Source organism: Actinomycetospora chlora (genome assembly GCF_039542135.1).
GTDB classification, from domain to species: Bacteria; Actinomycetota; Actinomycetes; order Mycobacteriales; family Pseudonocardiaceae; genus Actinomycetospora; species Actinomycetospora chlora.
This window is the reverse complement of sequence record NZ_BAABHO010000028.1, coordinates 46808-58668: the sequence shown is the minus strand read 5'-3', so window position 1 is coordinate 58668 and position 11861 is coordinate 46808. Positions and strand designations below refer to the sequence as shown.

The following is an 11861-nucleotide window of genomic DNA, read 5'->3' as shown; positions in this document are numbered from 1 at the left end:
CACGAGCGCGAAACAGTCCATCATGACTGTTGAGAGCAGTCGGCTCACACCCGCGCGAAGGGACCCACCCGTGACCGAGGCATACATCTACGACGCCCTCCGCACCCCGCGCGGCCGGGGCAAGGCCACCGGCTCGCTGCACGCGACCAAGCCGGTGTCGCTGGTCGTCGGCCTGATCGACGAGCTGCGCAAGCGCAACCCGGAGCTCGACCAGGACAAGATCGAGGACGTCGTCCTCGGCTGCGTGAGCCCCGTCGGCGACCAGGGCGGCGACATCGCCAAGACCGCCGCCATCGCCGCGGGCCTGCCCGACCACGTCGGCGGCGTCCAGCTCAACCGCTTCTGCGCGTCGGGCCTCGAGGCCGTCAACCAGGCCGGGCAGCGCGTGCGCTCGGGCTTCGAGGACCTCATCGTCGCCGGCGGCGTCGAGTCGATGTCCCGCGTACCGATGGCCTCCGACGGCGGCGCCTGGGCGATGGACCCGGAGACCAACTTCACGACCTCCTTCGTGCCGCAGGGCATCGGCGCCGACCTCATCGCCACGCTCGAGGGCTTCAGCCGCGAGGACGTCGACGCCTACGCCCTCGAGTCGCAGACCCGCGCCGCCAAGTCGTGGGCCGACGGCGCGTTCGACCGCTCGATCGTGCCCGTCGTCGACCGCAACGGCCTCGTCGTGCTCGACCACGACGAGCACGTCCGCGAGACGACGATGGAGGGCCTCTCGGGCCTCAAGCCGTCGTTCGCCGGCATCGGCGAGATGGGCGGCTTCGACGCCGTCGCGCTGCAGAAGTACCACTGGGTCGAGTCGATCAACCACGTGCACCACCCCGGCAACAGCTCGGGCATCGTCGACGGCGCCGCCCTGGTGCTGCTCGGCACCGAGGAGGCCGGCAAGCAGAACGGCCTCACCCCGCGGGCGCGCATCGTCGCCACCGCCGTCTCCGGCGCCGACCCGACGATCATGCTCACCGGCCCGACGCCGGCCTGCGAGAAGGTGCTGGCCAAGGCCGGCATGACGGTCGACGACATCGACCTGCTCGAGATCAACGAGGCGTTCGCCGCCGTGCCCATGAAGCTGATGCGCGACCTCGGCTTCCCGCACGAGCGCACCAACGTCGCCGGCGGCGCCATCGCGCTGGGCCACCCGCTCGGGGCCACCGGCGCCATGCTCGTCGGCACGATGGTGGACGAGCTCGAGCGCCGCGACCTGCGCCGCGCCATCGTGACGCTGTGCATCGGCGGCGGCATGGGCGTCGCCACCATCATCGAGCGCGTCTGACGCTCCCCCGGAACGACACCGACCAGCACAGAGGAGCAGCCAGAGCAGTGTCCGAGAACATGTTCCGGTGGGAGGCCGACGCCGACGGCATCGTCACGCTGACGATGGACGACCCCGACGCCTCGGCCAACACGATGAACCAGCGCTTCGGCGAGGACCTCGCCGCGACGCTGGACCGCCTCGAGCGCGAGAAGGACTCCGTCGCCGGGGTCGTGCTGACCTCGGCGAAGAAGACGTTCTTCGCCGGCGGCAACCTCGACGACCTCGTCAAGTACACGAAGGCCGACGCGCAGAAGGTCTTCGACCAGTCCCAGCAGATCAAGGGTCTGCTCCGCCGCCTCGAGACCCTCGGGCGGCCGGTCGTCTCGGCGATCAACGGCGCGGCGCTGGGCGGCGGCCTGGAGATCGCGCTCGCGACGCACCACCGCATCGCCCTCGACGCCAAGGGCTCCAAGATCGGCCTCCCGGAGGTCACCCTCGGCCTGCTGCCCGGGGGCGGTGGCGTCGTGCGCGTCGTGCGCCTGCTCGGCCTGGCCGACGGCCTCATGAACGTCCTGCTGCAGGGCCAGCAGCGGGCGCCGAAGGCGGCCCTCGAGGCCGGCCTCGTGCACGAGGTCGTGGACAGCCCCGACGAGCTGATCTCGCGCGCCAAGCAGTGGGTGAAGGACAACCCCGAGGCCGCGCAGCCCTGGGACGTCAAAGGCTACAAGATCCCCGGCGGTACGCCGTCGACGCCGAAGTTCGCCGCGAACCTCCCGGCGTTCCCGGCCAACCTGCGCAAGCAGCTGAAGAACGCCCCGATGCCCGCGCCGTACCTGATCATGGACGCGGCCGTCGAGGGCTCGCAGGTCGACATCGACAACGCCGGCAAGATCGAGTCGCGCTATTTCGCCGAGCTCGCCTGCGGCCAGGTGTCGACGAACATGACCCGCGCGTTCTTCTTCGACCTGCAGGCCATCAACAAGGGCGCCTCGCGTCCCGAGGGCTACGAGAAGCACACCGCCCGCAAGGTGGTCGTGCTCGGCGCCGGGATGATGGGCGCGGGCATCGCGTACTCGTGCGCGATGGCGGGCCTGGAGGTCGTCCTCAAGGACGTCGCCCTCGCGAACGCCGAGAAGGGCAAGGACTACTCCAAGAAGATCCTCGACAAGGCCGTCTCGCGCGGGAAGTCGACCCAGGAGAAGGCCGACGAGGTCCTCGCCCGGATCACGCCCACCGAGAAGGCCGAGGACGCCGCCGGCGCCGACCTCGTCATCGAGGCCGTCTTCGAGAGCCCCGACCTCAAGAAGCAGGTGTTCGCCGAGATCCTCCCGCACCTGGCGCCCGACGCCGTGCTGGGCTCGAACACCTCGACGCTGCCGATCACCGGCCTCGCCGAGGGCGTCGACCGCCCCGAGGACTTCATCGGCCTGCACTTCTTCTCGCCGGTCGACAAGATGCCGCTCCTGGAGATCATCCGCGGCGAGCGGACGAGCGACGCGACGCTGGCCAAGGCCGTCGACATCGCGCTGCAGATCAAGAAGACCCCGATCGTCGTCTCCGACAGTCGCGGGTTCTTCACCAGCCGCGTCATCGGCACGTTCATCAACGAGGCCGTGGCGATGCTGGGCGAGGGCGCCGCGCCGTCGTCGATCGAGCAGGCGGGCTCGCAGGCCGGCTACCCGGCCCCGCCGCTGCAGCTGATGGACGAGCTGACCCTGACGCTGCCGCAGCACATCCGCGAGGAGACGCGCAAGGGCGTCGAGGCCGCGGGCGGCACCTGGGTGGCGCACCCCTCCGAGGCGATCATCGACCGCATGGTCGAGCTCGGCCGCAAGGGCCGCTCGTCGGGTGCCGGGTTCTACGAGTACGACGAGTCCGGCAAGCGCACGCGCCTGTGGCCGGGGCTGTCCGAGGAGTTCGGCGCCGCCACCGGCGACCTGCCGTTCGAGGACATGCAGGAGCGCATGCTCTTCGCCGAGGCCCTCGAGACCGTGAAGTGCTTCGACGAGGGTGTCCTGCACACCATCGCCGACGCCAACATCGGCTCGATCATGGGCATCGGCTTCCCGGCCTGGACCGGCGGCGTGGCGCAGTACATCGACGGCTACCCCGGCGGCCTGCCCGGGTTCGTCGAGCGCGCCCGCATCCTGGCCAAGGCCTACGGCGACCGCTTCCAGCCCCCGGCGTCGCTGGTCGAGAAGGCGGAGAAGGGTCAGTCGCTGCGCGGCGAGTGACCCGCACGGCATAGCCGGCTCGCCCGGCTGCGCCCACCCCGCGAGAACGAACGGCGCCTTCGCTGCTTCCGAAGCAGCGGGGGCGCCGTTCGTTCGTCTCGGGGGACCGACGCCGCGCCCCCATACCGTCAGAGCTGACTGTCTCGTAGGCTCGGCGCCATGGGTGTGCTGGACGGCGTCAAGGTCATCGAGGTGGCGGGGATCGGTCCCGGGCCGTTCGCGGCGATGATGCTCGCGGACATGGGCGCCGACGTGCTGCGCGTCGACCGGCCCGCCGGGGGCCGCGGCCTGTCGCTCGGGGACCCGACGAAGGACGTCCTCGGGCGCGGGCGGCGGTCGGTGGCCCTGGACCTCAAGAGCGCCGAGGGCCTCGCGGTGCTGCTCGACCTCGTCGAGAGCGCCGACGTCCTGCTCGAGGGCTACCGCCCCGGGGTGGCCGAGCGGCTCGGGTTCGGGCCGGACGACTGCCACGCCCGCAACGAGCGGCTGGTCTACGGCCGGATGACCGGCTGGGGCCAGGACGGCCCGCAGGCCTCCCGCGCCGGGCACGACCTGACGTACCTCTCGACGGCCGGGGTCGTCGCGCACATGGCCGGCCCTGACGGGGCGCCGGCGATCCCGATCAACCTCGTCGGCGACTTCGGCGGCGGCGGGATGCTGCTCGTGGTCGGCGTGCTGGGCGCGCTGGTCGAGCGGGGCATCTCGGGCCGCGGGCAGGTGGTCGACGCCGCCATCGTCGACGGCGCCGCGATCCAGATGGCGATGATCTACGGCATGCGGGCGGGCGGCGTCTGGCCGAACCCGCGCGGCGGCAACATCCTCGACGGCGGCGCGCCGTTCTACCGGTCCTACCGCTGCTCCGACGGCGGCTGGGTCGCGGTCGGCGCGCTCGAGCCGCAGTTCTACGCCGCGCTGATGGCGGGCCTGGCCCTCGAGGGCGAGGACATCGCCACGAACCAGTGGGACCTGTCGCGCTGGCCGGAGTTCCACGCGCGGCTCGCCGAGGTGTTCGCGACGCGGACGCGCGACGAGTGGGCCGCCGACCTCGAGCCGACCGACGCGTGCGTCGCCGCCGTCCTCGAGATGGAGGAGGCCGTCGAGCACCCGCACAACCAGGCCCGCGGCCTGCACGTCGAGGCGTTCGGCGTGCGCCAGCCCGCGCCCGCCCCGCGCTTCAGCCGCACCCCGAGCGCCACCCCGACCCCGCCGGCGGCGCCGGGCCAGCACTCGACGGAGGTCCTCGCCGACTGGGGCATCGACCCCGATCGGGTGGCCAAGCTGCAGGAGGCGGGCGTCGTCCACCAGACCTAGGCTCTGCGGTCGGCCGTAGCGCAGAGGAGGGCCCGTGATCCTGACCCCGGCCGGGGCGTGGCGTGCCGCGGGCAACATGCGCGCCCGCGTCCTCGAGGGGCCGTTCGCGGACCTGCGCCGCATGCCCCGCTCCGCGTTCGACACCGGTCCCGGCGACGCCGGCGCGGCCGAGGTCGGACGCGCGCACGGGCTCGCGCGCGCCGGGTCCGTGAGCACCTACCGCTACGCCGTGCACCCGTCCGCGCGGCTGCGGGGCTCGCCGATCGTGCTGGTCTCGCCGCTGGGGGCGTGCGGCGTCGCGTTCGACCTGCGCCGCGGCAACAGCCTCGTCGAGCACCTCGTCGGCGAGGGCCGCTCGGTGTACCAGATCGACGACGAGGACCTCGTCGGCCACGGCGGCACCATCTCGCCCGGCCCCGCGGACCTCGAGCGGTGGGTCGACGAGATCCTCCCCCACGTCGTGCGCACCGTCAGCGCGCACCACGACGGCGCGCCGGTGCACCTCGTCGGCTGGTCGATCGGCGGGCTGCACGCCCTGCTGTCGGCGGCTGCGCACCCCGAGCTCCCGCTCGCGTCGGTCACGGCGATCGCGACGCCGTTCACGCTGGAGGACGTGCCCCCGGTGGTGGGCGCCCGCCCGCTGGCGGTGTCCGAGGGCGGTCCGGTGCTCGCCACGCTGCAGACGCTGCTGGCCCTCATGCCGCTGCCACGCCTGCTCAAGGCCCTCGGTCTGGGCTCGCTCGACGAGCTGCTGACCGCCCCGCTCACGGTGATCGCGCGGCTCGACGACCGCGACTTCCTCGCCCAGCTCGAGGCCGTCGACGACCTGCGCGCCCTCATCGGCGACCAGGCGCGCCTGGTGGGGACGTTCTTCCGGGCCATGGTCGCGCCCGAGGACCTCGCGGCCGGGCGGGTCCCCGTCGGCCACACCGTCGTCGACCTCGCGGACCTGCACCGGCCGGTCCTGCTGATCGCCGGCGAGAGCGACCGCGTCGTGCCGCCCCGGGCCGTGCGCAGCGGCGCCCGCCGGCTCATCGGCGCCGACACGCGGCTGACCACGGCTCCGGGCGGGCACCTCGGCGTCCTCACCGGCCGCGACGCCAAGGCCACGACGTGGGCGCGGATGTGCGGGTTCTTCGACCGCCACGACGCGCAGCCCACCGTCGAGGGCAGCTCGCCGGGCAGCCGCCGCGTGCTGCGTCCGGCCCACACGCGGCCCCGGTCCGCGGTCGAACCGCTGCGCCCGGCACCGGCGCTCCCGCCGGCGGCGGAGGTGACCGACGACGAGGCGCACGACACGCCGGACGCCGACGACGCGCCGCGCACCGCGCCGGTGCGCCCGGCCCGCCGGTCGGCCCGGCTGCCGGCGCCGAAACGGGCGGCCCGGTCGCCCCGGCGGCGCTGATCACGGTCCGTCGAGGACGTCGTCTACTGTGACGACGTGGTCTCGTTGCGCGATGCCCGCCGCGATCGCGGGTGGTCGCAGACCACGGCCGTCGCCCGGCTGCGGGAGCTGGCGGACCGCGGGCGGGTCGACGTCGCCAGCGCGGCCAGCCTGAAGACCCAGCTGTCGCGCTGGGAGAACGGCACCGTGCCCGACGAGCCCTACCGCACGCTGCTCGCCGAGCTGTACGAGCGGGAGCTGGGCGAGCTCGGCATCGACGTCACGCCCCACTGGGAGCGCAGCCACGAGATCCCGGGGCTGCTCACCGAGATCCGCGACGAGCTGCGCGCGCTGAACGAGACGCTGCGCGAGCGCCGCGGCTCGCCGCGCGACTGACCGCCGTCAGCGGTCCTGCGGGCGCGGCACCACCTGCAGGCGCTCCTCGGACGCGTCGAGCTGCCGGGTCAGCACCAGCCCCAGGGCGGTCACCGAGACCGTGCCGACGGCGGCCACGGCCTCCGCGGTCAGGTCGAGGACGTCGGCCAGAGGGCGCAGCGGCGCCAGCAACACGTTCACGTATCCCCTAGGACGTTCGGCGGTGCGGGACCTCCACGACGTCCGCGGCAACGGTGCCGTCCGGCGTCGGGGCCTCTCGCGAGCTCGTGCCCACCATCGTGCCAGCGGTCGCCAGTCCTGCGGCCCGGCGTGGCGGGAATTCACACGTCGGCCACAGGGAGCTGCGTCAACCGGTCGAACGAGTGCGCCGATCGGACCTGTGCTTCCGATGGCCGGCAGTGACCGTCGCTGCGCAGGCCCCGGCTCCCGCGGCGGCCTACGGTACCGGGCGTGCGCTTCCGCCAGCTCGGTTCGAGCGACCTGCAGGTCTCCGAGATCTCCCTCGGCTCCTGGTTGACCTACTCCGGCGGCGTCGAGGCCGACGCCACCGCGGCGTGCACCCGCGCCGCGTTCGACGCCGGCATCACGTTCTTCGACACCGCCAACGTGTACGGGCGCGGGGCGGCCGAGGAGGCGTGGGGCGCGATCCTCACCGATTACCGGCGGGAGGACTACGTGCTCGCCACCAAGGTCTACTTCCCGATGTCGAGGACCGACCGCGGCCTGTCCCCGGACCAGATCCGCAAGCAGATCGACGCGTCGCTGGCCCGCCTGCGCACCGACCACGTCGACCTCTACCAGTGCCACCGCTTCGACGCGGAGACGCCGATCGAGGACACCGTGGGGGCGCTGGCGGAGGTGGTCCGCGCCGGCAAGGCGCGCTACCTGGGCTTCAGCGAGTGGACGCCCGACCAGATCCGCGCCGGGCTCGCGGCCTGCCCCGACGACGTCACGTTCGTGTCGTCGCAGCCGCAGTACTCGATGCTCTGGCGCGCGCCGGAGGCCGAGGTGTTCCCGACGACCGCCGAGCACGGCATCTCCAACATCGTCTGGTCGCCGATCGCCGAGGGCGTCCTCACCGGCAAGTACCGGCCGGGCGAGCCGGTGCCGGTGGACTCGCGCGCGGCCAGCGACGAGATGAACGGGTTCATCCGCCAGAAGCTGACCGACCGCACGCTGGAGGCGGTGCAGCGGCTCGTCCCGATCGCCGAGGGCGCGGGGTTGTCGATGGCCGAGATGGCGCTCGCGTGGGTGCTGCGCCGCCCGGAGCTGGCCTCGGCCATCGTCGGGGCGTCCCGGCCCGAGCAGGTGCACGCCAACGCGGCCGCGGCCGGCGTCGAGCTGTCGGCCGACACCCTGGCCGCCATCGACGAGGCCCTCGGCGACGTCCCCGTCACCGGCCAGCAGCTCGCCCCCGGCGCCTCGGCCGGCATCACCCACCGCTGAGGCGCTGTCGCGCTCGTGAGCGATCCGGGTCGTCACCACGACCCGGATCACTCACCTGGGGCGCAGCCCCCTCACCGCGGCAGGCGGCGCCAGGCCCAGCGGGGCAGCAGGGTCATGGCCGTGACGAGCGGGCGCAGCGCGCCCGGCACCCACACGACGTCGCGTCCGGCGGCCAGGGCGTCGGCGGTCGCGTCGGCGACCTGGCCGGGCGTCGACGACAGCGGGGCGGGGTCGAGGCCGCTGTCGGCGGTCATGCGCCCGACGACGAAGCCGGGCCGCACGAGCGTGAGGTGCACCCCGGTGCCGTGCAGGGCATCGGCGAGCCCGGAGGCGAAGCCGTCGAGGCCGGCCTTCGCGCTGCCGTAGACGTAGTTGGCCCGCCGCACGCGCACCCCGGCCACCGACGAGAACACGACGATCTCGCCGCGGCCGCGGGCGCGCATCCGGGCGGCGACGTCGGTGAGCACGGCGACCTGCGCGACGTAGTCGGTGTGCACCACGGCCGCGGCGTGCGCCGGGTCGCGCTCGGCGCGGGCCTGGTCGCCGAGCACGCCGAACGCCAGGACGACCGTGTCCGGCAGCCCGTGGCGCGCCTCGACCGCGTCGAGGACCGCGGGCTGGCCGGCCAGGTCGTCGGCGTCGAACTCGACGGTGTCGACCACGGCACCGCTGCTGCGGACCGCGGCGACCTCGGCGTCGAGCTCGCCGGCCCGCCGCGCGGCGAGCACCACCGTCCCCGCGCGTCCGGCGAGGGCGAGGCGGCACGCGAGCGCCACCCCGATCTCGCTGCGGCCACCGAGGACGAGGACGACCGGGCGCGCTGGGGGCACCGCGGCAGCCTAGGCGGGCCCTCGCCCGCCGACGCCCGGCCCCGTAGCGTCACGGCGACCCGGAGGAGGGAGCACGCCGTGAAGATGGTGCACGCGCTGGTCCCGCCACACGGGCTCGACGGGGTGCGTCGCGCGCTCGAGCGGCACGCGGTGCTGGGGATGACCATCGCGGAGGTCCGCGGCCCCGTGGGAGACGCCCACCGCGAGGTCCACCGCGGCACCGTCCTCGTCGACCTCGCGCCGTGCCTGCGGATCGAGGCCATCGTGCACGACGAGATCACCGAGCGGGTGCTCACGGAGATCGCGTCTGCTGTGCACCCGGACGGCCGCCTGTGGGTCGTCCCGCTGGAGCTGGTCACGCGCGTGCGGACGGGGGAACGCGGCGCCGACGCCGTCTGAGACCGGACCGCCCGCCGCACGCGGCGATCCGCTGGGCGGAGTCCGCTGTCCATGCGTTGCGTCCGTCGGACACGATCGTCGGGCCACAGGGAGGCACCACCGGGCGAGGTGGTGCGGGGGGTGAGTTCCGCGACGACCATCGGGCGGCACCGCCGAGGCTCCGGGGATCCGGGTTTCGAGCACGCAGCGCTGTTCTACGACGACGACGATCACCTCGCGACCGGCGTCGTCGCCTCCGTGCGCGCCGGGCTCGAGGCCGAGGAGGCCGTCGTGGTCGTGCTCGCCGACAGCCACCTCACCCGGGTCCGCGACGTGCTGGGCGACGATGCCGGCGCGGTGGTGCTGCAGGAGGCGCGGCGTCTCGGGCGCAACCCGGCGCGGCTCGTGCCGGCGCTGCACACCTTCCTCGCCGAGCACCCCGGTCGCCGCGTGCGCGCCATCGGGGAGGGCCTGTGGTCCGGCCGCCCGGCCGAGGAGATCGCCGCGCACCTCCAGCACGACGCGCTCACCAACGTCGCCTTCGCCGACCGCCCGGTGACGATGCTCTGCCCGTACGACACCCGTGTGATCGACGCCGACGGCGCGGCCGACGCCCGCGCGGCGCACCCGCTGCTGGTCGAGGACGGCACGACGGTGCCGAACGCGACCTACGGCGACCCGGTCAAGCTCGCCGAGGCCGTCACCGGGCCGTTGGCGGACCCGCCCGAGGACGGGGAGACGCTGCTGTTCCGGGCGCCCCTCGGGCCGCGGACGGTCCGCCGGGCCGTCGCCGACCACGCGGCCGCCGCCGGGCTGGCCCCCGACCGCGTCGCCGACCTGTGCCTCGCGGTGCACGAGGTCGCGGTCAACACCGTCGTGCACACCGACGGGGCCGGGATCCTCTCGCTCTGGCACACCGACGACCGCGTCGTCGTCGAGATCCAGGACGGTGGCTACGTGGACGACCCGCTCGTGGGACGCCACCCGCCGGGCCCGGAGGACGGGCGGGGCTACGGCCTGTTCCTCACCCACCGGCTCTGCGACTTCGTCCGCATGCAGAGCACGCGCGACGCCGGCACGGTCGTCCGCATGACGATGTACCTGGACGACCACGGGCGCTAGTGTCCGTTCCTCCCGTCGACCCCCGGGAGCACGTCGTGGACGCCGCCGAGCTGCACGCCGCCATCACCGCCGAGCGTCTCTCGCTGGCCGACGTCATCGACACCCTGACACCCGACCAGTGGCGCCACCCCTCGCTGTGCACCGGGTGGACCGTCGACACCCTCGTCGCGCACCTGACGCTGACCTCGCGCATCACGCCGTTCGAGGCCGTGCGGGCGATGATCGGGGCCCGTTTCGACATCAACCGCATGATCGATCGCACCGCCCGGGCCCGCGCCGCGGAGTACCCGCCCGCGGACCTCGCGGCCCAGTACCGCGAGTCGGCCACGTGGACGGGACGCCCGCTCGGCACCAGGCCGCGCGACCCGCTCGTCGACGTCCTCGTGCACGGGCAGGACCTGGCGCGGCCCCTGCACATCCCGCACGCGATGCCGCCCGACCACGTCGTCCCGGCGCTGGAGTACGCCGTCGCCGCGTCGTTCTACGGCGCGTCGACGCGTCTCGCGGGGCTGCGCCTGGTCGCGACGGACGCCGACTGGGCACATGGCGACGGCTCCGAGGTGCACGGGCCGTCCGGCGAGCTGCTCCTCGTCACCACCGGCCGCGCCGCGGGGCTGCCCGGCCTCGAGGGCCCGGGCGTCGACGAGCTGGCCGCGCGGCTGTCCTGATCAGGCGAGGACCAGGCCGGCGTCGGGACGCCGGGCCGCGAGGAAGCACTCGAGCGCCGGCGCGGGCCGTCCGGACCAGCCCGAGGCCGTCCACGCCTCGAGCCACGACCGCACGGCGATCGTCGGCAGCAGCCCGTTCCAGGTCGTCGTCATCCGCTCCCACAGCGGCGGCCCGTCGGGCTGGGCCTCGGCGAGGTAGTGGTGCCCGACCACCGACGACAGCAGGGTCGAGCTGACCGCCTCGGGATCGGCCTCGTCGACGAGCAGGCCCCGCTCCTGCGCCCGCCGCAGCAGGACCTCGCTCTCCGACCGCCAGCCCTCGACCCACTTGTGCCGGTCGGCCTGCATCCCCGGGTCCTCCCGCATCACGCGCAGGCCGCCCTGCACGATCGGGTCGCACACGAGCCGCGCGATCTGGGCGTCGTAGACGACGAGCAGGGCGCGCAGCGGGTCGAGGTCGCGGGCGGTGATGCGGTCGACGACGTCGTCCCACGACGCGTGCAGCTCGTCGACCACCGCCCACCCCAGCGCCGCCTTCGACGAGAAGTGGAAGAACAGCGCGCCCTTCGTGCGCCCACCGTCGCGGACGATCTGGGACAGCGACGTCCCGTGGAAGCCCTGGGCGGCGAAGCGACGCGCGGCGCCGAGCAGGAGCTCGCGGCGGGTCGTGCGCGCCCGCGCCTGCAGCCCGCCGGCCACGGCGTCGTCGGACCAGCGGGACACCGGCGGCTCGAACCAGCGAGCCTCCGTCGTCATGGGCGGAGTATGGGGCCGCCCACGGGCGCGGACCAGGAGAACGGCGATGTCCGCGTCATTCGTCCCGGAACGTCG

Annotated in this window: 12 protein-coding genes; 9 read left to right on the top strand and 3 right to left on the bottom strand. The window is 74.1% G+C overall.

The window, feature by feature from the left end:
* The first annotated feature begins 22 nt into the window (after positions 1-22).
* From ABD994_RS17820 to ABD994_RS17800, 5 genes are all read left to right on the top strand, one after another.
* Positions 23-1279 (top strand): acetyl-CoA C-acetyltransferase, encoded by a 1257-nt coding sequence (locus ABD994_RS17820; protein ID WP_345417735.1) that lies wholly within the window; start codon positions 23-25, stop codon positions 1277-1279.
* A 59-nt stretch (positions 1280-1338) separates the two neighbouring features.
* Positions 1339-3495 carry a 3-hydroxyacyl-CoA dehydrogenase NAD-binding domain-containing protein gene (locus ABD994_RS17815; protein WP_345417807.1) on the top strand — a complete coding sequence of 719 codons (2157 nt, stop codon included), beginning with the start codon at positions 1339-1341 and terminating at the stop codon, positions 3493-3495.
* A gap of 159 nt (positions 3496-3654) precedes the next feature.
* Positions 3655-4806: a CaiB/BaiF CoA transferase family protein gene (locus tag ABD994_RS17810; RefSeq protein ID WP_345417732.1), complete on the top strand. Its 1152-nt coding sequence runs from the start codon at positions 3655-3657 to the stop codon at positions 4804-4806.
* A gap of 34 nt (positions 4807-4840) precedes the next feature.
* Positions 4841-6211, top strand: coding sequence for an alpha/beta fold hydrolase (locus ABD994_RS17805; protein WP_345417729.1), 1371 nt, complete (start codon positions 4841-4843; stop codon positions 6209-6211).
* A 36-nt stretch (positions 6212-6247) separates the two neighbouring features.
* A complete protein-coding gene (locus ABD994_RS17800) occupies positions 6248-6586 on the top strand; it encodes a helix-turn-helix domain-containing protein (protein ID WP_345417726.1) in 339 nt (112 codons plus the stop codon).
* A gap of 6 nt (positions 6587-6592) precedes the next feature.
* Here the strand turns inward: ABD994_RS17800 and ABD994_RS17795 are convergent, their stop codons facing one another.
* Positions 6593-6766, bottom strand: a complete 174-nt coding sequence (locus tag ABD994_RS17795) for a hypothetical protein (protein ID WP_345417723.1) — start codon at positions 6764-6766, stop codon at positions 6593-6595.
* Between the two features lie 270 nt (positions 6767-7036).
* On the opposite strand from ABD994_RS17795, the gene ABD994_RS17790 reads away from it, so the two are divergent.
* A complete protein-coding gene (locus tag ABD994_RS17790; protein WP_345417720.1) occupies positions 7037-8032 on the top strand; it encodes an aldo/keto reductase family protein in 996 nt (331 codons plus the stop codon).
* Positions 8033-8103: 71 nt separating this feature from the next.
* Here ABD994_RS17790 and dprE2 read toward each other — a convergent pair whose 3' ends face one another.
* Positions 8104-8862 (bottom strand): decaprenylphospho-beta-D-erythro-pentofuranosid-2-ulose 2-reductase, encoded by a 759-nt coding sequence (gene dprE2 / locus ABD994_RS17785; protein ID WP_345417717.1) that lies wholly within the window; start codon positions 8860-8862, stop codon positions 8104-8106.
* An 84-nt stretch (positions 8863-8946) separates the two neighbouring features.
* Here dprE2 and ABD994_RS17780 point away from each other — a divergent pair, with 84 nt between their 5' ends.
* The 3 genes from ABD994_RS17780 to ABD994_RS17770 all read left to right on the top strand — a co-directional run bounded on the left by ABD994_RS17780 (position 8947) and on the right by ABD994_RS17770 (position 11030).
* A complete protein-coding gene (locus ABD994_RS17780; RefSeq protein ID WP_345417804.1) occupies positions 8947-9261 on the top strand; it encodes a P-II family nitrogen regulator in 315 nt (104 codons plus the stop codon).
* Between the two features lie 120 nt (positions 9262-9381).
* Positions 9382-10362, top strand: coding sequence for an anti-sigma factor RsbA family regulatory protein (locus ABD994_RS17775; protein WP_345417714.1), 981 nt, complete (start codon positions 9382-9384; stop codon positions 10360-10362).
* Between the two features lie 35 nt (positions 10363-10397).
* Positions 10398-11030 (top strand): maleylpyruvate isomerase family mycothiol-dependent enzyme, encoded by a 633-nt coding sequence (locus tag ABD994_RS17770; protein WP_345417711.1) that lies wholly within the window; start codon positions 10398-10400, stop codon positions 11028-11030.
* Here ABD994_RS17770 and ABD994_RS17765 read toward each other — a convergent pair whose 3' ends face one another.
* On the bottom strand, positions 11031-11786 hold the full coding sequence (locus ABD994_RS17765) for a TetR family transcriptional regulator (RefSeq protein WP_345417708.1): 756 nt from the start codon (positions 11784-11786) through the stop codon (positions 11031-11033). It lies immediately after the preceding gene.
* Between the last annotated feature and the right edge of the window lie 75 nt (positions 11787-11861).

Excerpts from the sequence above, each read along its gene's own strand:
- ABD994_RS17820 (WP_345417735.1), top strand. The coding sequence starts at position 23 with ATGACTGTTGAGAGCAGTCGGCTCACACCCGCGCGAAGGGACCCACCC.
- ABD994_RS17815 (WP_345417807.1), top strand. The coding sequence starts at position 1,339 with ATGTTCCGGTGGGAGGCCGACGCCGACGGCATCGTCACGCTGACGATG.
- ABD994_RS17810 (WP_345417732.1), top strand. The coding sequence starts at position 3,655 with ATGGGTGTGCTGGACGGCGTCAAGGTCATCGAGGTGGCGGGGATCGGT.
- ABD994_RS17780 (WP_345417804.1), top strand. The coding sequence starts at position 8,947 with ATGGTGCACGCGCTGGTCCCGCCACACGGGCTCGACGGGGTGCGTCGC.
- ABD994_RS17765 (WP_345417708.1), bottom strand. The coding sequence starts at position 11,786 with ATGACGACGGAGGCTCGCTGGTTCGAGCCGCCGGTGTCCCGCTGGTCC.